The following is a 20,137-nucleotide window of genomic DNA, read 5'->3' on the forward strand; positions in this document are numbered from 1 at the left end:
GGATGCTATTCGGTAACGGCCCGCACATCGTCGGCCGTGAGAGTTATAAGATCTTCATCCGAAAGACGCTCCGAAAGGCTCTCAAAGTCGTCACTCGGGCCTACAATGCGCTGCGCCTGTATCGGCAGCATGCTCTCGAACAATTGGCGCACGGCGCGAGCATTGCCGAATCTTTCATCGGCACCTCTACGCATCCGATCGATTTCTTTCTGGATCAATCGCTTGGCCTCTGGCGTGAGCTGGTAGCGGGCATCCTTAATAAAACCCTCGAAAATTTCAAACAACTCTTCAGCGGAATAGTCATCAAATTTGATGAAGCGGGTGAATCTGGACTTGAGTCCGACGTTCTGGTCGATGAAGCGACGTATTTCGTTATCGTAGCCCGCCACAATGACGACGAGACGGTCACGGCGGTCTTCCATCAGCTTGAGCAGCGTGTCGATAGCTTCTTTTCCGAATAGGTCGGCGGGTTGCCCAGGAACCGCGCCGCCGAGTGTGTAAGCCTCGTCGATGAACAGAACCCCGTCCGTGGCTTCATCGACCTTGTCCCTGACCAGTTTCGCTGTGTCGCCGAGATGATTACCGACGAGTTGGGATCGATCAGCCTCAACAAACTTGTCCGTTTTGAGCAGTCCTATCGCATTCAACAACTTACCAACTTTACGCGCAATGACAGTCTTGCCGGTGCCGGGAGAACCGGTGAACACCATGTGCAAGCTAAGCGAAGGTTCGGGCAGATCGCGGTCGCGCCGGATTGCCACGACCTGGGCAAAGTTCATCAACTCTTGGAGCTGAGTCTTGACCTTTCTAAGGCCGGTCATAGACTTGATTTCCTGGATGACCTGGCGCAGAGCATCACGGCGGTTTGTTTTATTCCCCCGTGACGAGGCTTCAGTCACGATACGAAAGTCGTCGGTCATGTCTTAACTCCAGGGTTCAATCTCGCTTGCAGGCCTCTCGCAGGCACGGACATCCGCATCGGAAATGCTGTAACGGTCTTCGGGATCAACTTCCACCTGACCAGGCTGACGCGCAGACCGAGCAGCAGCGTTCTGAGTCAGACAGTCGGCAAGGCGCCGCACCGCGGTAGCATTGTCGAAATCCACCCCCGTAGCTAACTTCTCCAATAGCTTGTTGGCCCTTTGTTCGGCCGCCGGCAGCATCCGATAGTGCCGCCGCTCGATCTGAACTCTCAGCAGGTCCGCCAACACGTCAAGGGGCAGGGGTTTGAAGTTGATCCGCCGATCCATCAGTTTGCGCAGCCACGCTCCCCATTCCAAATTGTTGTAGAGACGATCGGCAGCATCTCCGCTGATGGTCATCACCACCACGAGACGCCCGGGATTGGCCTGCGCGATCGCGGTCAGGGTTGGTCCGAGGTCCGCCGCCGAGTTGGGTCCTGTGGTATTCATTGGGTGGGCGATCCAGTCCATATCGTCTAATAGCAGTACACCATCGAGTGAGCGCTCGGCTAGCGCACGGACGCGTTCGATCATGGAGCCTCCCAGACGCGGCGACAGCACAGCAGTGCCCGCTTCTTCGGTATGGGGAGTCGCGATGGCACCTAAGCCGCAGAACAAGGGAGCGATCTGGCGGGCCAGGGTCGTCTTGCCGACCCCGCGGGGTCCGGTGATCAGCAGGACAACACCGGGCGCATCCGTGCCGAAACCGCTGGCACCGCGATTGCGTTGCGCCTTGACTTTCTCGACCAACTCGCCGAGTTGTTCCTTTGCCCTGTCCACCCCTCGCAGCTCCCCGAGCGCTGCCTGCACGTCCCGCAGCAGTCGTTCGCGCTCGGCCTGGTCGGGCGGGGTAGCGCCTAGCGGGGGTCGGTGGTTTGCCGCGCGACTCCCGGCCAAGGGGACCGTGGCCGTTCGGTGAGCACCTGCCACCCCCGGCTGACCTCCGGTAAGACGAACCAATGCCGTGACGAGCACCGGCGGACCTGACGGACGCAGCCACCCCAGCGCATAGCCCAACCCGGCCAGCACCAGGACCCAAAGCAGGGCGGCTAGCGGGACGAGCAGCCAGCCGAGACCAGAGAATAGCTGGAATAGTGCGAATCCCCCTACGATTCCAAGCAGGATTTGCACCGGGAAGGGCAGGTCGCGCCAAAAACGGGCTATGGCGTTCACGGCGCCGCGACGACCGGAATGCCAATCGTTTGGCCAGGTGCCATTACGGGGACTCTGACCGGGTTTCCGCCGGACAATACCCCAACGGTGATGCCGCCGCCGCCGTCGTTCACGCCCGTCAGGTTGACCACACCGGAGTTAGGCAGGGGCATGGCGACGGTCGTTTTGGCATTCAGGAGTGCCACAGGAATGGTCAAGCTGTCGCTGCTCAGCAGCACCCGGTCACCGTCCTCCACGTAGTTATCCCAGAGGGTGATCCACCCCAGCTTGACTTGACCTTGATCCACGGCGGTTGCAATGGCGGTGCGCTCGGCGGGAGGCAGCTTCATGCTGTCAAGTGCCCGGTCACGGTCGGCGGTGGCGACGGCGGGGAGTTGCACCGAACTCAGGGCATTAAACTCGGCCTCGATCCGCGAGCGCTCCTGGTCCGTCACTTGGTCGGCGGCGCCGCCTCCGAGAAACAGCGCGCCAAGCGCGACCCCCACGGCAACTGCTGCGGCGATCGCGACGGTCTTCCAGACGGCCCCGGGACGAACCGTGCCTGAACCTTCGTCGGGTTGAGAAGCTCTGGCCGGAGCATCGGTGGGTTGCTCGATGCCAGATTCGGCTTGGCTTCGGGTCCTGATCTCGGGCTGAGGGGGTGGCGGCGCATAATCCGGCATGTCTGCGATTCTCCTGGCTTCTCGCGGTGATGGCAGTTTACCCAAGACGGGTGGGGGTTGATACGCGAGCGAGATGTCCTCGGGTCTTGCGACGTGCTATTGCTCCGGCAGGCTCGCCTCGGTCTCGATCCGGGCGATCAGCGCAGCCGTCGGGTAGGCGTCGGCGGGCAAGCCGCGGGCCTGTTGGTAGTCTTGGATGGCGTCACGGGTCCTAACCCCGATCATCCCATCCGGTTCGCCCAAGTCGAACCCCAGGCGGTTGAGGCCCCGCTGCATGGCGATGATGCGGGAGTGCGGCAGGGCCTGATCCCCTGGTGGCGGCTGACCGACCAGGGGGCCGGCGCCGCCGAGCCGGTCGGACAGGTGGCCGACCGTGAGCGCATAGTACAGCGAGCGGTTCCAGGTGCAGATGACGTTGAAATTGGGGTAGACCAGGAACGCGGGGCCTCCGCCCCCAGCGGGCAGCACGATGGAGGCTGTGGTCTCACCGCCGGGCAGGGGTTCCCCGGCGGTGCCCCGGACGCCCAAACGGCCCCATTCCGTAAGGCTCTTGGTATGGCTCAGGCGGGCCTGTGCCAGCACGAAATCCGGCGGCAGCAAGACCTCGCGGCCCCAGCCTTCTTCTGGTCTCCAGCCGCTGGCGCCGAGGTACTCTGCCGCGGACTCCAGGGAGTCGGCGACGCTGTTCCAGATATCGGCACGGCCATCCCCGTCGCCGTCCCGCGCGTAGCGCCGATAAGTGGAGGGCATAAACTGGGGCTGTCCCATGGCGCCAGCCCACGAGCCGGTCATTCTCGCGGCCTCGGCCTGGCCGCTGTCGATGATGCGCAGGGCTTCGATCAGTTCGGTGGTGAAGAAATCCCGTCGCCGGCCGTCATACGCCAGGGTGGCCAGTGCGGCGATCACGGGGAAGCCGCCGGGTTGGGTGCCATAGTCCGTTTCCATCCCCCACAGTGCGACGAGCAGTTCGGCGGGGACACCGTGGCGATGCTGGATACCTGCAAGCAACGCGGCATGTTTCTGAAGCAGTGCCCGACCGCGGGTGATGCGCGCCTCGGAGACCGAAGTCTTCAGGTAGTCGGAAAAGGTGCGAACGTATTCAGTCTGCCGCCGGTCCAGGGTGATGATCGGGCGAACCGGCTTGACACCCCTGAATGCCACGTCCAGCGTGGCTGGAGCGATGCCGATCGCAGCGGCGTGCGACCTTAGGGCTGCGCGCCAGGTCTCGAACGATGCCGGCGGGGGGGGTAACCCTGGGGACGCTGAGGGTTGTTGGGCAGGGGTGCTGTCCTGGTTGAGCGGGTCCGCCCACAGCATCGTGCAAGCCGCGACCAGCAACGTCCCCGCAACCAGGGTCAGCAGCAGCGGACGACGACGCATAAATTCTCCTTGCAGTTGTGCCGATTCAGGCAGCAGTGAGGTTATAATCGAACCTGGCCAGGGACTCATATCGCCGAGGAAGATGGGACATTGGCGATTCGTGTCTATTATGAGGCAGTATGTTGGGGGGATTCGTGGTCGCTCGGCAGTGGACGAGAACTTGAGTATACACCAGACCAGGGTGTCGCCGACGAGCGAGACGTGCCTCGTCGCCAGATCGATGCGGCTCAGGTCCCGGCGAAGTGCGGCCAAGTGAGATGAGCCGGCCATTGACAGATGCTGCTGTCGTTCTTTGGCGTGAAGCGCCGCCTTGGCGGTATCTGGTCATCGCAGCGAGCGTGACGACGGTTCTGGCGGTGGTCTCCGGCTGGACCGGGTCTAACTCCGGCAGACAGCCGCCTACGACAGGCAGCTTGGCACAGGTGCCGGGCACGGTCATTCAACCTACCATCCCAGTCAACCAGGCATCCGCCGCTCGCCTGCAAGCCTTCGAAGCGCGTTACAGGCAGTTGCGCAACGAGACCCAAGATGGGCTCAAGTGCGAGGAACTGGCCGCGGCGGCGCAGGTCCTCGCCGGAGATGACCGGGTTAACCCCTCCTCGACTCAGGCGACCGCCCTGGCCGAGGCAGACCGCTGCCGAAACCGGTTGCAGGAGAGCGATAGCCGTTGGTCGCGCTTCGTCACCGCCTCGAAGGCTGCTCCCTCTGACGCTTCCGCGACGTTGGACCTGGTCAATGCGGCTGGGAGCATGACCCCCTTTGACAAGACGCGCACGCTCGCGGCCGAACAGCGTGGCGCGCTGCAGGCCGGCGATCGGGCGACCGCCGACTTGGTCGCCAGCGACCAGCGGCTCGCCGCGCTGGAAAAGGCGGTGGGTGCCTTTTCCCCGACCGATGCGCCGGCTGCCTATGCCCCGGTTGCCACGGCGACTCAGGCCATCACGCGCCTCGATCAAGGCCGCATGAATGAAGTGCAATCGAAGGCATACCAAGCCGCAATGGCAGTGGCGAGCGCCTTGGAGGAAAGCCGTTCAAGGCTGGGTGCTGCGATCACCGCAGTCGAGAGTTTCGAGCGGGCGCCATCAGCCGAGACCCGCGAGGCTTTGGTTTCGCAGGTACCCAAGGTGACGACTTTCGACCTAGCCCTGGCCGATTCCGGCCAACAGGCCGCCCTTGCCAGGGGACGAAGCGCGGCCCGAGTATCGGGTCTTGATCTGCTCGTCACCAAGGCACGGGACTATCGGGAGGACCCCTCGGTCGACGCCCATGAGGCCCTTGCCGACCTGGTTCCGCTGCTTGCAGATGTCGCCACTGCCGAGCTATCCAACGAGCAGAAAGAAGCGCTTGATGTGGCCCGTCAGGCGGCAGGTGCCTTGGCAACGAGCGATAGCCGCATCAAGGCCGTCACGGGGGCGGCGGAAGCCTGGCGCAGGGGCCACACCGGCAGCGCGGCGCGCATGGTGACGAATGCCTTCGATGCCTTGACGGATTTTGATCGCGCTCGGCTTGGTCCCAGCGGAAACGCTGCGCTCGACCAGATCCAGCGCGCCTATTTCATCGTTCAGGGGCCGAAGTCGCCGCTTACGCAGGCCAACAAACGCTACCTGAATCTGTTCGTGCAGGCGAGCGATCCCGGCGTTGCCCGTACCTTCGAGACCGCGCTGCGCCGCGCTGGCTGGCAGATCACTACTGACCGCGAAGCTGCGGCGCTTATCGTCAAACTCGAAGGTACGGTGACCGGGCAGGGGCAGACCCTGGTGGGATCGCGCACCGTGGAATCCGCACGCAGCCAGTTGAGCGCAAGAATCGACTGGGCCTTTACTAACGAACAGCTATTCTATGACGCCGCAGAGGGGAATGGTGTCGGATCAAGCAACGCCCTTGCCATCGAGAAATCGTTCGAGCGGGCAGCGAGTGTGTTGGTCAAATCGCTTGATAAGCGGGTGGGAAGCTGAGTCGCAAGGGCGGCGTGCTAATGGCACTATTTCAACGGGGGAAAGAAAAATGACGGCAAGAAACGGTTTGTGGCGTCGTTCCTGTTTTGCGGCGATGATCCTAGTTTTCGCGGGCGCGCCAGCGGGCGCGGAAGTCGCCGGCTCCGTCGACGCAGGGCTGCAAGACCTCGCGGCGCAGATCGTTCAGAAGTCAACGGCAGCGGATCGCACCAAGATAGCGATCCTGCCCTTTCCCAACGCCGACAAGACCTGTAGCGTCCTCTCAACCTACATCGTCGACGAGCTCACCCTCGCGCTTTTCTCGGTGCCCGCTTCGAAGCTGACCATCGTAGAACGGGCTCAACTGGAGTCACTGATCAATGAGCTGACGATCGGTGAGGGTGGGTTGCTGAATCCGGAAACCACCAAAGAGCTAGGAAAGATCAGCGGCGTCCAGGCCTTGGCGGTCGGCACCATCACGGTCATCGGAGACACGTTACGAATCAATTCCCGGCTGGTTGCAACGGACACCGGAGAAACTATCTCGGCGGCCGCCGTCAATGTACCGAAGACCAATGCTATTCACGAGTTGCTGGGGCAGCGGACACCCTGTGGAACCTTGATCGGTGGTACATCTAATGGTGTCGGTACTGGCAGCTCTTCCGGTACGACCATGCCTGGCCGGAAAGGAGGCACCCCGCCTATGCCTATGCCAGTGCTGTCGGGCAGCCAGTTTACTACCGGCGATCTAACCTTCAGCGTGCAAAGTGCTTCCCGCAGCGAGGATAAGAAGGCGGTAAACATCTCGTTCATGGTGATAAATGGCGGTAGCGAGCCACTGGACGCGATGTTCCTCGGACCGCAGGCTTTGCTTAGCGACAGTCAGGGTAACTCGGCGCTTGCAACTCATGTAACCGGAATGGGAGTCTGCGTAATTGAGGGGCATGGCGATGGCTGGCAGACGGATCTGCCCAGGTGTTGGGATCGTGCTGGCGGAAACATGACGACGCTGATGCCGCAGGGCCAGAATTTGGTCCTGATGCGCTTTTCGGTCCAAGAAGACAAGAAGCCTCGCGATGAAGGAGGCGGCGAGACGAAGCCCGTTGTCCTGTCAGGAGATTCCGTGTCATTTTCCAGCCGCCTCGGCGTGAAAAAGGGCGAGAAAGGGAAGCCGCAGGGCTACTCGATTGGCATTGCGAACATTCCGCTGAAATGAACGCTTCCGCCATCTATTGACACAGCAGGCTCAACCACCCGGATCTGAGAATCGACCAGATGGATATGATCCCGACGGTTTTCTCAAGCGTGGTGCGCGAGTATACCCGCGATGCGTTTTTGGGCTATTTCGCGGGTCGCTCAAGCAACTTGGTCATCTTTTAGCCGGGCTGCGGCGCAAGTAAGCCAGGGGGACAAATCCGCACAGACCAATACGGAACTCTGATGCCGAAAGCGATGGAGCGCGCCACGTACCATAAATCCACTTGAAGATCGTCGAGCCTTCCAATACCCGGGAACGGCGCACGCCGAGCTGAGCTTTTCAGTTTGGATTGGCGCTGGGGTGGAAGGGAATGGGTTCCGGAGGAACGATCGGAACAATCCGGGTGTTGAGTCCCCTGTGGTTCGGATGCGGGGATTCTGCACCTTATACATCGGCTATTAGGAACGAGGGTAATGAAGATGAAGTCCGGCGAGTTTACTGAGCCACGCTTGTTCAACCGGTTCCCTAGCGTCCTCGTTCTCCCAATTGCGCGAGCAATCTATCTCTTCATCGCCCTCGCCAGCCTCTTGGCTGTGGTCGGTGGAATTCTTTTTGCAGTTTATCTGCAAGTTTCCACCTCCGGTTACCCGAGTACAGTCCCCGTGCCGCCGCCGTACCAGGGAACCGTGACGGTGCCTAGTATGCCCCAAGCGATGTGGATCTTTCGGTCGTCCAGGCGCGACTGAGGCCGCCAACCAACATCAGATTCGTGGTCACCGCGGGAGCCATCACAAAGCCGTTGCAGCAGGGGGCGGTCGTGGGGCATTTTGTCGCGGAGACGCCTAACCAGATTGCAGCCTATCCTGAGGGCGCCAGTATTCTCGGTGGTCCAGACGCCGAGCGATTCACGCGCGGACTCGACGAGAAATCCAAAATGGTCGGCCTGGCGGCGACCCCTATGCTGGCTAGCGAGATCGCGGAGGCGCTTCGTGATATCAAGGAGGAGCAGCAGCGGACCTTTCAGATTCGCGTGGCGATGAGAGATCAGTTTGGAACGACTTCCGCTGCCGAAGATATCTCGTTTACCCTGAGATTAGCGCCTGCACTATTGGTTTCTCCGGAACCGAAACCGGACCCTCAGACGCCGCCGACGGAAATTCAGAAGATCGCTCGGGAGGTGGCGAAGACCATTGAGCCAACGGTAAATCCTGCGCACTTCAGTGCCTTTGAGAAAGCGACAAAGGTACCTCGGCAGTGCGGAGCCTCAGACACCGATCAGGTTTTTCTCGGAAATTACCGCAGGGCTGTCGAGGATGCCCGGTTAAAGTTGACTTCGGCGAATGTCGAGGCGTTCTACACGGGCTTGTGCGATGCCTGGAAAGCGGTTCTGAAAAAACAGGCCGATGCGCGGGAACAGGCGGAGCAGCTTGTGCGCGCTGCGAGGGAACAGGCCGAGCGGGCGCGAGAGAACGCTCAGGCACATAACAGCGCTTTGCAGCAACGTCATTCTGAGCAAGTATTTCAGGCGAAGGCATACACCGCAGTGACGCTTTCCGTCATTGGTGGTGCGATTGGGATCTTCCTCGCCGTTTCACTGGTGCTGGCCTTCCTTGCGATCGAAGGCCACTCCCGGGCGGTGCGCCTAGCGATTGAGACCATGGTCAGAGTATCTGAGCAGGGTAAGTCTGTCGATACCTCGGGGAACAATCCATCGTGAGTACAGTGTCAATCCACCAGTGGCTGCGGTCACACGTAGGACAGTTTTGCGCCGTACAGGACTTTTTCGCTGGATGTCCGCGGGCATTTAATTCTCCACCATTTGTGCTAATGGTATGTTTGGTCATACTGGGGGTGCCTGTCACAGAATTGCGAGCAGAGGATGCCAATGAGTTGCAGACGTCCGTGAAGGCAGTTCCCGAAGCGCCGCCCGAGGACACCGAGGGGCAGAGTAAGAAGGCCGATGAATCACCGGCGGATAAGCGAAGGCGGGAACTCACTGAGCAGCACGGACCTGAGATTGCGGAGGCGATAATAGCGAGGACTGTTATCAATGGCATGACCTTTGAGCAGGTTCTGATGATCCGCGGTACCCCGACCGGTAAGCAGGTCATCCCGCCCGACGCAGAGCTTTGGCGCTATCCCGACGGCGAGATTGCCTTCTCCGCCGGCCGGACGAGCTATGTAGGGTTGTCAGGCAAGAAAGACACGGCGCGTCCCGTTTCTGGAGGTGCACAGGGAACATGGGGGCAGGATACAGGTAATAAGCCACCCGCGGACAGCAGTCTTACCATTCCTCGCCCTTCCGTGAGGGTGGGGGATAGCTATGTCTATGAGACAAGGGACCCGGCAAACGTCGAGCCGCTCATTACAACAAAGAGAACAGTCACAACTGCCGATAAGGAGATCGTGCTGTCGACAGTGGCCCTTAACAGTAAGAATGCAAAAACAAGAAGGCTCTACTTCGATCGTGATTGGAATTTGGTGAGATCGAGGAACGCAGATAACAGCGGACTGGACTATTCGCCTCCAATTAAATATTACGATTTTCCATTATATCCTGGCAAGAAATGGCAGCAGGTTTCCACCGAAACGGACATCAAAAGTGGGAAGATCCGAATGCACACAATATCAGGGATTGTTGGAGACTGGGAGGACGTCGCAGTGCCAGCGGGGAATTTCCGGGCCATGAGGGTCAGCCTGGAAACTGAGGTTTTTGATTCCGCGACAGGTGAGAAGACTCGTGGCACCGATATCTCCTGGTATGTTCCGGAAGTCCGTCGCAGCGTGAAATCGATAACGAGCGGTAAAGACGGTAAGAGCAAGATCATCCAATTGATGTCGTATCAGCTTTCCGCGCAGCGGTGAACGAGCGGGTTTCTCTGACGATCCGTACCGAAAGCACGGGCAACGGTGTCCGGTTGAGGTCATAGGCAGGCCTTCAGCATAGGCCCTAACTCGCGTTCATAGAGCCCTGGCGAGGCTGTTTTGAGGGTGGTCGTTCACACCCCTGGCTGAGGCGGTGGTGTTAGGGGCAATCGCGCACGCCGGTCAGCGATCGTCTTGATCAGGTAAGTCCAGGGTGAGTGACCGCGTTGCCGGCAGGTGTCAATCACGCTGACCAGCAGGGTAAAGGCACGGGAGCCAACCGCCGTCCGGGTGCCATGGCTGAGGCGACGGGCAATGACCCAGTGGCGTAAGGCCCTTTCGGCTTCGTTGTTGGTTAGGGGCAGCTCTGGATGGTGGAGCACCGCGAAGATGGCCTCCCCATCATTGAGGAGTTCCACCGCCAGCGCCTGGGTCTTGTCATGACGATGATGGAGGCGCGCCGTGACCGCCTGGCGCAGGAGGTCCAGTGGGCAGGCAAAGGCGCGGGGCAAGTCCACCGCCTGGCCGTTGGGGGGGCTCGCGTTCGGCATAGATGGCGACCCTGAGGTCTTCCAGCGTGGTCCGCACCCGGTGGCCGAAGGCGCGGCCATCGGGATCGTAGCACTCCACCAGCCCTTGAGCTTTACGCAGCAGGTGCGCCCAACAGCGCAGACGGTGCGGGTAGTCCCAGTAGGCGAACCAGCCGTCCCTCATCAGCCAACCGGTGAAGCCACTTAACAAGCGCACGACGGTGGCCTTACCCCGAGCGGCAATGACATAGATGTTCCGCCCCGTGTGATTATATACCCAGAAGGAGCTATCCTCTGTTCCGTGCTCGGGAAGTACTCGCGTACCTGGCCCTCGGGGGAGACGCCGCCCCGGGGTTCACCGCACCGCTGGCCGCCACCCCAGACGGAGACCCCACCGATGCACGTGAACCTGCATAAGAATGCTCGTACCACCCCGCCATTCGCCGCGAGTTGCGCGAGTCGCCGCTGCCCATCGCAGAACTGGCCCGGCGTTATCACCTGAGTAAGGCCACGGTGCGCAAGTGGCGCCGCCGCGCGGAGACCACCGACCGTTCCCATCGCCCGCACCGCCTGCACACCACGCTCTCGCCGGCCCAGGAGGCGGTGGTGGTGGCCCTGCGCCAGTCCTTGCTGCTGCCCCTGGATGACTTGCTGGCGGTGACCCGCGAGTTTCTCAACGCGCGTGTCTCGCGCTCCGGGCTGGACCGTTGCCTGCGCCGCCAGGGGGTCTCGGACCTCAAAGCGCTGCTGCCCCGTGACGAGCGCGGCAAGCCGGCCTATCAGCCCTTCAAAGGCTATGCCCCCGGCTTTGTGCATGTCGATGTCAAGTACTTGCCGCAGCTGCCCGACGAGGACCCGCGTCGCTACCTGTTCGCCGCCATCGATCGCGCCACCGCGCTGGGTTTATGTCGAGATCCGGCCCGAAAAGTCCGCCGCCTGCGCCCAGGGCTTCCTGACCCATCTCCTCCAAGCCGCCGCCTTGAAGATCACCAACATCTTGACCGATAACGGCAAGGAATTCACCGACCGGTTCTGCGCGACCGGTGAGCGGGAACCGACGGGTCAGCATGGCTTCGATCGGATCTGTCGCGCACAGCACATCGAGCACCGCCTCATCCCGCCGCGCCATCCCCAGACCAACGGGATGATCGAGCGCTTTAACGGCCGCATCAGCGAGGTCCTGGCGACCAACCGCTTTCGCTCCGGGGAGCACTTGGCGGAGACCCTACAGCGCTATGTCAACGTCTATAATTACCACCTTCCACAGCGGGCACTGGGTCATGTGTGCCCGGTGGAAGCTCTGGAACAGTGGCGGGCAAAACAGCCTGAGCTATTCGTTTCGGAGATTAATAATCTCCCGGGGCTTGACACTTATGCAGATTGACTTGCATGGATAGGGTCTCAGTCTGGGGTGGCGGCCAGCGGTGCGGTGACCCCCGGGGCAGCGTCTCCCCCGATGGCCAGGTACTCAAGTACTTCCCGAGCACGGAACAGAGGATAGCTCCTTCTGGGTATATAATCACACGGGGCGGAACACTTAGCGGTATTGTCATGCGGCATCGGGGATGCAATCGCCCGATCCGCGAATAGATCCAAGGTCTAGCCCACCTCCACGCAGACGTACTTGATCTCCAGGTACTCCTCGATGCCGTAGCGGGAGCCCTCGCGGCCCAGGCCGGATTGCTTGACGCCGCCGAAGGGGGCGACGGCGGTGGAGACCAGGCCGGTGTTGATGCCGACCAGGCCGTACTCCAGGGCCTCGGAGACCCGCCAGGCGCGGGCCAGGTCGCGGGTGAAGAAGTAGGCCGCCAGGCCGAATTCGGTAGCGTTGGCCAGGCTGATGGCCTCGGCCTCGGTCTGGAAGCGGAAGAGGGGGGCGACGGGGCCGAAGGTCTCCTCCCGCGCCACGAGCATGCCGGGGTCCACGTCCGCCAGCACCGTGGGCTGAAAGAAGGTGCCGCCCAGGGCGTGGCGGGACCCGCCGGCCAGCAGGCAGGCGCCCTTGGCGAGGGCATCGGCGATGTGGGCCTCGACCTTCGCGACCGCCGCCGGGTTGATGAGGGGCCCCTGGACCACCCCCGCCTCCAGGCCGGGGCCCACCTGGAGCTCGCCGGCCTGTTCCGCCAGGCGGGCGGCGAAGTCGTCATAGATGCCGTCCTGGACCAGGAAGCGATTGGCGCAGACGCAGGTCTGGCCGGTGTTGCGGTATTTGGACTGAATGGCGCCCGCCACCGCCGCCTCCAGGTCGGCATCGTCGAAGACGATGAAGGGGGCATTACCGCCCAGTTCCAGGGACAGCTTCTTGAGGGTATCGGCGCACTGGCGCATCAGCAGCTTGCCCACCGCCGTGGAGCCGGTGAAGCTCAGCTTGCGCACCACCGGGTTACTGGTCAGCTCCTGGCCGATGGGGACCGGGTCGCCGGTGATGACGTTGAAGACCCCCGCCGGGATGCCGGCCCGTTCCGCTAGCACCGCCAGTGCCAGGGCGGAGAGGGGGGTCTCGGAGGCGGGCCGGGCCACCAGGGTACAGCCCGCCGCCAGGGCCGCCGCGGCCTTGCGGGTGAGCATGGCGGAGGGGAAGTTCCAGGGGGTGATGGCGGCGCAGACGCCGATGGGCTGCTTGAGCACCAGGATGCGTTTGTCCGCCTGGTGCGGCGGGATGATGTCGCCATAGACCCGGCGCCCTTCCTCGGCGAACCAGTCGAGGAAGGAGGCGGCATAGGCGATCTCGCCCCGGGCCTCCGCCAGGGGCTTGCCCTGTTCGGCGGTCATGAGGCGGGCCAGGTCCTCCTGGCTTTCCAGCATGAGGTCGTGCCAGAGGCGCAGTCGCTGGCCGCGCTCGGCGGCGGTGAGGGCGCGCCAGGCCGGCCAGGCCGCCTCCGCCGCCAGGATGGCGCGCCGGGTCTCCGCCATGCCCATGGCGGGCACCTCGGCGATGACCTCGCCGGTGGCGGGATCGGTCACCGTCAGGGTGAGCCCCGAGTCCGCCCCGATCCATTCGCCACCCAGGTAAGCCTGCCGCCGCAGGAGATCCCGATCCTGAATTTTCATCTGTCTTGCTCCCCGTTTGAAACCGATGCGGATCCGTTTACGGGATCTGGGCGCCCCGTACTAAATCACCTTGGAGAAGCCGGCCACGGTCTCGGGGCCATTGCGGTAGGCGTCGAAGGCCATGCAGATGTTACGGATCAGCAGCCGGCCGCGGGGCAGGACCCGGATGCCCTGGTCGTCCATCTCCAGCAGGCCATCCGCCTGCATGGGTTGGAGCCGGGGCAGGTCCTTGGCGAAGTAGGCCCCGAAATCGATACCCCAGCGGTCCGCGATGTCCGCGTAATTCAGGGCGAAGTGACAGATCAGTTTGGTGATGGTGTCGCGGCGGATCTCGTCGTCCCGGCTCAGCTCGACGCCCCGGAAGACGGGCAGGCGCCCGGCGTCGATATCGGCGTAATACTCGTCCAGCTCGCGCCGGTTCTGGGCATAGGTGTTGTCGATCTTGCCGATCGAGGTGACGCCCAGGCCAACGAGGTCGCAATCGGCATGGGTCGAGTAACCCTGGAAATTGCGGTAGAGGGTGCCGTCGCGCTGGGCCAGGGCCAGTTCGTCGTCCGGGCGGGCAAAGTGGTCCATGCCGATATAGACATAGCCGGCCGCCGCCAGCTTGTCGCCGGTGGCGCGCAGGATGTCCAGCTTGATCGGGGCCGTGGGTAACTGGTCGGGGTCGATGCGCCGCTGGGGCTTGAAGCGTTGGGGCAAGTGGGCGTAGTTGAAGATCGAGAACCGGTCCGGGGCGAAGGCCAGGACCTGATCCAGGGTGCGTTCGAAGCCCGCCACGCTCTGATAGGGCAGGCCGTAAATAAGATCGATGCTGAGGGAGCGGAAGCCCTGGGCGCGGGCCGCCTCCAGGACCGCCAGGGTCTCCGCCTCGGTCTGGATACGGTTGACGGCCTTCTGGACCAGGGGATCAAAATCCTGGACTCCCAGGCTCATGCGGTTGAAGCCGAGTTGGCGCAGCAGGGCGACGCTCTGGGCATCGGCCTCGCGGGGATCGATCTCGATGGAATACTCGCCCACCTCGTCATCCGCCAGGTTGAACCAGCGCCGGGTCTGGTCCATGAGTTCCCGCATCTGATCCTGGCTGATGAAGGTCGGGGTGCCACCGCCCCAATGCAGTTGCTCGACCCGGCGGCCTGGGCCGAAGAGGGCGCTTTGCAGCTCCAGTTCGCGATAGACCCGGTCCAGGTAGGGCTGGGCCAGGGTGCGGTCCTTGGTCGCGATCTTGTTGCAGGCGCAGTAAAAGCAGACCGTGTCGCAGAAGGGGATGTGGAAATAGAGCGACAGGGGGCGATCGGCCTGGTTGCTCCGTGCGCAGGCGGCGCGGTATTGGGCCTCACCGAAACCCTCGTGAAACTCCACCGCCGTCGGGTAGGAGGTGTAGCGCGGCCCGCTCTGGTCGTAGCGGCGGATCAGGTCCAGGTCGAATTCGATGCGTTGGTCAACGGCGGCCATGTTAGTCCTCCCCATCCAGGTCGAGGCCCCGGCGGTGGGTTTCGTTAATCTGCTTGAGCAGGGGGTGAAAGGGGATCTGGTCGGCGTAGCGGGTCGCCAGGTCCATGAAGGGTAAATCCTCGCGCCCGAACAGGTAGTTACCCTCGAGCATGGACTGGTGAAGGGCGAGGATGCCTTGTTGCAAGGGGTCCAGGAAGGCCGGGAAGCGGTTGAGGTCTTCCAGTTCAAACTCCAGGCATTCGCGCAGGTCGCCCACCTCGAACACGGCCTGGCGCACCCACTCCACGTACTCATCGGCGGTCTTGGCTCGTCTCAGGGTCATGGTGCTGTCGTCTCGCGGGCAAAGAGGGGCTGATATTCGAGCAGGCGGGCCCGATCGAGGAGGAAGACACCCTCGCCGCCACGCTCAAACTCGATCCACATAAAGGCGATTTCCGGGAAGATGGCCTCCAGGGTCGCGGCCGTTTTGCCGACCTCGACGATCAGGACGCCGTCCTCCTTCAGGAACCGCGGGGCCTCGCGGAGGATGCGCAGGACCAGGTCCAGGCCGGTCACGCCTCCCGCCAGGCCCAGGCGGGGCTCGCGCTGGTATTCAGCGGGCAGGGCCGCCAGTTCCTCGGCGGAGACATAGGGCGGGTTGGTGACGATGAGGTCATACTTCTGCGCGCCCAAACCCGCGAAGAGGTCCGACTCCACCACCCGCACCCGGTCCTCCAGACCCTGGGCCGCGATATTGCGGGTGGCGACCGCCAGGGCGGCGGGCGAGATGTCCGCCAGGTCAATGTCGGCGTCCGGCAGATAAACCCCGGCGGCAATGCCGATACAGCCGCTGCCCGTGCAGAGGTCGAGCACCCGGGCGATGGTATCCGGTTCCACCCAGGGCCCAAAGCCGGTCTCCACCAATTCCGCCAGGGGCGAGCGTGGCACCAGGACGTTCTCGTCCACATAGAATTCCAGCCCGGCGAACCAGGCCTGGTGGGTGAGATAGGCCGCGGGTATCCGTTCCAGGAGGCGCCGCTCGAAGAGCTCGACGATGGCCAGTCGTTCCTCGTCCGTGAGGTGGCAGTCGTGGAAACGGGCGGGCAGGTCCGGAGGCAGACTCAGGGCATGGAGCACCAGATGCGCGGCCTCGTCCAGGGCGTTGTCGGTACCGTGACCAAAGAAGAGACCGGCCTTGTTAAAACGGCTGGCGCCCCAGCGGATGTAGTCTTGAATAGTCGTGAGGCCGTCGGGGATGCTTGCCATGCGTAATTAGGATTAGTGTCAGCGGGTTAGGAATGGGGGGAGGGCTGGGGTAGCCAATCCTGGGCCATGGGGGTCATTGCCGGCCGGGGTAGCCAGGACCGGAATCAGCGGCGTTTGACCGCCTTAGTCTTGGCGGGCTTCTCTTCTGTCAACATCCGGGCATGCTTTTCCATGCCCCGGGCGACCAGGTCGGAGAGGCTGATGCCATTGAGGAAGTTGTAGATCTCGTCGCTGAGGTGATCCCAAAGGGTATGGGTCAGGCAGCGCTCGCCGTCACGGCAGTCCTCGCGACCCCCGCAACGGGTAAATTCGACCCACTCGTCAACGGCGCAGATGATGTCGGCGATGGAGATCTCGGCCGAGGCCTTGCCCAGATAGTAGCCGCCACCCGGGCCGCGCACTCCACGGACGAGTTGCTTGCCGCGCAGGGCGGCGAAGAGTTGCTCCAGATAAGAGAGGGAGATGCCCTGATTGATGGAGATGTCGGCCAAGGTCACGGGCCCCTTACCCTCGTGGAGGGCAAGGTCAAGCATGGCCGTGACCGCGTAGCGGCCCTTGGTGGATAGTCTCATAGGGGATACCTGTCGCTGGAAGATGATAACTGGGGAAACTTGTAGGAAAACAGCATACCCATAGGGTCAAAAACCCGTCAAGCAAATCCTCAAAATATTTCAGGGACTCGCGGGGGGAAAGGTCAAGGAAGTGTCCGGTCAGTACGCATTAAGTCAGCTATTTGCCTTAGAAAAGTTTGGCTCCCCTTCGGCTTACAGGGCTGATAATCGCTTCTTATCTCCCGGGCTGGCCTCCACGGCTGGTCTTTTGAGCCCCTCGCCCGAGAGGGGCGAGGGGTTGGGGTGAGGGGCGAACCCCCCAAGGGCCCTGGGGGGTGCGGAGGGTTACTGCTTATCCCCCCGCGACCCAGCACCCATCAGGGGTGCGAGACGACCTGGAGCAGGGCGTCGATGACCCGGTCCACATCGTCCAGCGAATGGAAGAGGTGGGTGGAAATGCGCAGCGGACTGGAGAAGGTCCCCAGGGCCGCATTTTGGTCCGGGTTGTCGCGCAGGGTATGGGGCACGGAGTTGTTGCGGATCACGATGTTGTGATTCGTCCGCATGGCCGTCACCGCCGCCCCGGAGGCGGTCCTCTGGGCGCTGGACTGGGTGGTGGTCAGGGGGGCGTTGTAGTCATAGCCTGGCGAGAAGGGGTTGAAGGAGGTCAGGCCGGTGCGGCCGGCGGTCTCGGCGGGGTCGTCGTAGGGAATCGACAGGCACTTGAGGCCCCAGATGTCCACGATGCGGGCGCGCAGGTACTGGGCCAGGGAGACGATGTAGTCCTCGATTTCCTTACGGCCCCATTCGTCCCACATCGTGCAGCACTGGGTCAGGGCCTTCTGGGTCGGGCGGCTGCCATTGCCGATGAGTTGCAGCACCGAGGCGATGTTGTGGGCCGGGTTGCGCACCCCGTTGGCCAGGATGCCCGCGGCCCCGTACAGCAGGGTGTTGGTCGGGTAGTAGGTCGGCAGCGGGTTGGTGTTGGTGTAACCGGGGAGGGTCATGGTCACCATCGGCGAGGGGACGCCGAAGGGGGCCAGGTCGCCGGTCGGGCGTTGCACCGTCTGGGGGTTGGGGTCGAAGCCGTTGCGGATGTACATGAAGCCGGTCTGCCCAGGGCCGCACTGCCACTTGTGGCCGGCCCCGGAGAAGAAGTCGCAGCCCATGTCGTGCAGGTCCAGGGTGCACATGCCGGGCAGGTGGGCCCCATCGACGATGGAGAGGACATTGTTGGCCGCCGCCCAGCGGCACAGCTCCTTGGCGGGCAGGCGGGCCCCGGTGAGGTAGATGGGCGAGGAGAACAGGATCGCCTTGGTGTTGGCGGTCAACTGATCGGCGAAGCGGTCCAGGACCTCCTGGTCGCTGTAGGCGTCGTTGGTGGGCAGGTTGACCGTCTTGATCACCACGCCGTAGCGGTCGCGGAGCATCTTGTAGACGGAGATGCCGGCGTCCTCTTCCATGTTGGTGGTAATGACCTCGTCACCGGGCTGGAAGGGGATGCCCATGACAATGCGCCAGAGCCCGTCCGTGGTATTGAAGCTCATCACCAGCTCATAGGGGTCGCAGCCAAAGCCGGGGGCTATGGTATTGCGCATGACCTGCTGGCCGAAGAAATAGGCCGTGGGATTGCTGGCGATGTCCTCGTAGTCCGCATCGGCGTCCTTGACCACCTGCTTGGGCGAGGCCCCGGTGGTGCCGATGTTCATGTAGAGCAGTTTGGGGGCGAAGTCGAAGGCCTTCTCGTAGGGGCTCTTCTTCTTATTTGACTTGGCGAAGGCACTGCCAACCAGTTGCGGTACCCCGTCCTCGCCGAGGGATAGCCCGCCCATGCTCAGCGCGGCGGCCCCGTAGCCGAACATCTTGAGGAAATCGCGGCGTGTCGTGCGCACCCGCTCCGCGGCCTGTTCCGCGGCCTGCCTTGAGTTCGTCACATCCTCGGCATTGAATCCGGCCATGAATTGCTTGTTGTTCACGATCTGGGCCCTCGTTGGTGGGTTGGTGGTATGCCGCACTGCGCACGCAGTGTGTAGGGTGCTCCAACCCGGCAACCGGGTGGGAGAATAGGGAAACAATGCCAGTTTATCGCTATTAGATTACCACTGTTGTGGCGGGCTTCGATATCAAGCAATTCCAGAAAATATTTCAGGAACTCGCGGGGGAGGTCAAGACGAAGAGGTGTCCAGTCCGGACGCAGTAAGCCAGCCATTTTCCCAGGAAAGAATTGGCTCGCCACTTGGCCTCCAGGGCCGGTGACCGGTAATGATTATGGAGGGGAAGGGCCGTTTGGCGCAGGTCCAGCACCTCGACCTGGCGGGCGTCGTGATAGGCCCGCAGCAGCGCATCCGGGTCCGCCAGCGGGATGCGATGTTCCTGGCCGTCGAACTGTGGAAAGAGATAGGTCAGGCGCAGGAGGCTGGTATAGGGGGACTGCTCGATGACCTCCAGGTGCAGCCTCATGCCATCCTGGCCGCGGGATTCAAGCTCCCCGCGCCAGTCCGCCAACCCCGGCGCCAGGCGCCTGAGCCAGGCATAATTTTCCTCGCACAGGCGCATCAGGTCGCCGACGCTGGGTCTTGCCTGCGTCAGCAGGGTATCGGACCAGGGATAAAAGGCGGCGCGCCCCCGGGGGACCGCCAGGGTCAGCACGGGGTGGGCCTGGCCTGGGCGGGGAGGTTCGCCGCGGGGCCGTCCTCGGGCGTCAGGGGCGCGGGTGACGGCATCAGGCGGTGGCGGTCTTCTGGGCTTCGACCTGGTTGCGCACCTCATCCATGTCGAGTTCCCCGGCCTTCTCCAGGAGTTGACGGAAGGAGCCCTCGGGCAAGGCCCCAGCCTGGGAGAAGATGACGATCTGCTGGCGGAAGATCATGAGGGTCGGAATCGAGCGAATCTGGAAATGACCCGCGATCTCCCGTTCCTCCTCCGTGTTGACCTTGGCGAAGAGGATGTCGTCATTGTCCTCCGAAACCTTGTCGTAAATGGGGGCGAAGGAGCGGCAGGGCCCGCACCAGGGAGCCCAGAAATCCACGATGATGAAATCGTGATCCTTGATGGTTTGCTCGAAGTTGTCTTTGGTGAGTTCGACGACGGCCATGGGCTACTTCCTGGGGCAGTGAAATTGGCGCGCATCT

At 62.6% G+C, this 20,137-nt stretch carries 17 protein-coding genes and 2 pseudogenes; 5 read left to right on the forward strand and 14 right to left on the reverse strand.

What is annotated here, in order from left to right; all coding sequences use genetic code 11:
* Positions 1-5: 5 nt before the first annotated feature.
* The 4 genes from IPN92_08905 to IPN92_08920 form a co-directional block, all read right to left on the reverse strand.
* Positions 6-920 (reverse strand): AAA family ATPase, encoded by a 915-nt coding sequence (locus IPN92_08905; protein MBK8638388.1) that lies wholly within the window; start codon positions 918-920, stop codon positions 6-8.
* Between the two features lie 3 nt (positions 921-923).
* Positions 924-2,135: an AAA family ATPase gene (locus IPN92_08910; GenBank protein ID MBK8638389.1), complete on the reverse strand. Its 1,212-nt coding sequence runs from the start codon at positions 2,133-2,135 to the stop codon at positions 924-926.
* Complete coding sequence (locus IPN92_08915; protein ID MBK8638390.1) at positions 2,132-2,797, reverse strand: hypothetical protein; 666 nt, start codon at positions 2,795-2,797, stop codon at positions 2,132-2,134. Before IPN92_08915 ends, IPN92_08910 begins: the two co-directional genes overlap by 4 nt.
* Positions 2,798-2,893: 96 nt before the next feature.
* Entirely contained in the window at positions 2,894-4,177 is a 1,284-nt protein-coding gene (locus tag IPN92_08920) for a lytic murein transglycosylase (GenBank protein MBK8638391.1), read from the reverse strand.
* A 257-nt stretch (positions 4,178-4,434) separates the two neighbouring features.
* Here IPN92_08920 and IPN92_08925 point away from each other — a divergent pair, with 257 nt between their 5' ends.
* From IPN92_08925 to IPN92_08940, 4 genes are all read left to right on the forward strand, one after another.
* Positions 4,435-6,132 (forward strand): hypothetical protein, encoded by a 1,698-nt coding sequence (locus IPN92_08925; protein MBK8638392.1) that lies wholly within the window; start codon positions 4,435-4,437, stop codon positions 6,130-6,132.
* A gap of 49 nt (positions 6,133-6,181) precedes the next feature.
* Positions 6,182-7,327 (forward strand): hypothetical protein, encoded by a 1,146-nt coding sequence (locus IPN92_08930; GenBank protein MBK8638393.1) that lies wholly within the window; start codon positions 6,182-6,184, stop codon positions 7,325-7,327.
* Between the two features lie 799 nt (positions 7,328-8,126).
* Positions 8,127-9,026 (forward strand): hypothetical protein, encoded by a 900-nt coding sequence (locus IPN92_08935; GenBank protein MBK8638394.1) that lies wholly within the window; start codon positions 8,127-8,129, stop codon positions 9,024-9,026.
* 185 nt (positions 9,027-9,211) lie between these two features.
* Positions 9,212-10,174 (forward strand): hypothetical protein, encoded by a 963-nt coding sequence (locus IPN92_08940; protein ID MBK8638395.1) that lies wholly within the window; start codon positions 9,212-9,214, stop codon positions 10,172-10,174.
* A gap of 134 nt (positions 10,175-10,308) precedes the next feature.
* Here IPN92_08940 and IPN92_08945 read toward each other — a convergent pair whose 3' ends face one another.
* Together IPN92_08945 and IPN92_08950 are read right to left on the reverse strand one after the other, a co-directional pair.
* Positions 10,309-10,725, reverse strand: coding sequence for a transposase (locus IPN92_08945; protein ID MBK8638396.1), 417 nt, complete (start codon positions 10,723-10,725; stop codon positions 10,309-10,311).
* Positions 10,613-11,008 (reverse strand): annotated as a pseudogene (locus IPN92_08950) (transposase). The gene IPN92_08945 and the pseudogene IPN92_08950 overlap by 113 nt, the downstream one beginning before the upstream one ends.
* A gap of 93 nt (positions 11,009-11,101) precedes the next feature.
* Here IPN92_08950 and IPN92_08955 point away from each other — a divergent pair.
* Positions 11,102-12,088 (forward strand): annotated as a pseudogene (locus IPN92_08955) (IS481 family transposase).
* A gap of 215 nt (positions 12,089-12,303) precedes the next feature.
* Here IPN92_08955 and IPN92_08960 read toward each other — a convergent pair.
* The 8 genes from IPN92_08960 to trxA all read right to left on the reverse strand — a co-directional run bounded on the left by IPN92_08960 (position 12,304) and on the right by trxA (position 20,100).
* A complete protein-coding gene (locus tag IPN92_08960; protein ID MBK8638397.1) occupies positions 12,304-13,755 on the reverse strand; it encodes an NAD-dependent succinate-semialdehyde dehydrogenase in 1,452 nt (483 codons plus the stop codon).
* 60 nt (positions 13,756-13,815) lie between these two features.
* A complete protein-coding gene (hemN, locus tag IPN92_08965) occupies positions 13,816-15,210 on the reverse strand; it encodes an oxygen-independent coproporphyrinogen III oxidase (protein ID MBK8638398.1) in 1,395 nt (464 codons plus the stop codon).
* Between the two features lies 1 nt (position 15,211).
* Entirely contained in the window at positions 15,212-15,532 is a 321-nt protein-coding gene (locus IPN92_08970; GenBank protein MBK8638399.1) for a general secretion pathway protein GspF, read from the reverse strand.
* On the reverse strand, positions 15,529-16,455 hold the full coding sequence (prmB, locus tag IPN92_08975; GenBank protein MBK8638400.1) for a 50S ribosomal protein L3 N(5)-glutamine methyltransferase: 927 nt from the start codon (positions 16,453-16,455) through the stop codon (positions 15,529-15,531). Before prmB ends, IPN92_08970 begins: the two co-directional genes overlap by 4 nt.
* A gap of 104 nt (positions 16,456-16,559) precedes the next feature.
* A complete protein-coding gene (locus IPN92_08980; GenBank protein ID MBK8638401.1) occupies positions 16,560-17,027 on the reverse strand; it encodes an Rrf2 family transcriptional regulator in 468 nt (155 codons plus the stop codon).
* Between the two features lie 356 nt (positions 17,028-17,383).
* Positions 17,384-18,982, reverse strand: a complete 1,599-nt coding sequence (locus IPN92_08985) for an aminotransferase class V-fold PLP-dependent enzyme (GenBank protein ID MBK8638402.1) — start codon at positions 18,980-18,982, stop codon at positions 17,384-17,386.
* Positions 18,983-19,151: 169 nt separating this feature from the next.
* Positions 19,152-19,562, reverse strand: a complete 411-nt coding sequence (locus tag IPN92_08990; protein ID MBK8638403.1) for a DUF1249 domain-containing protein — start codon at positions 19,560-19,562, stop codon at positions 19,152-19,154.
* 166 nt (positions 19,563-19,728) lie between these two features.
* Complete coding sequence (gene trxA / locus IPN92_08995) at positions 19,729-20,100, reverse strand: thioredoxin (protein MBK8638404.1); 372 nt, start codon at positions 20,098-20,100, stop codon at positions 19,729-19,731.
* Positions 20,101-20,137 lie beyond the last annotated feature (37 nt).

Source organism: Chromatiaceae bacterium, assembly GCA_016714645.1.
Taxonomy (GTDB): Bacteria; Pseudomonadota; Gammaproteobacteria; order Chromatiales; family Chromatiaceae; genus M0108.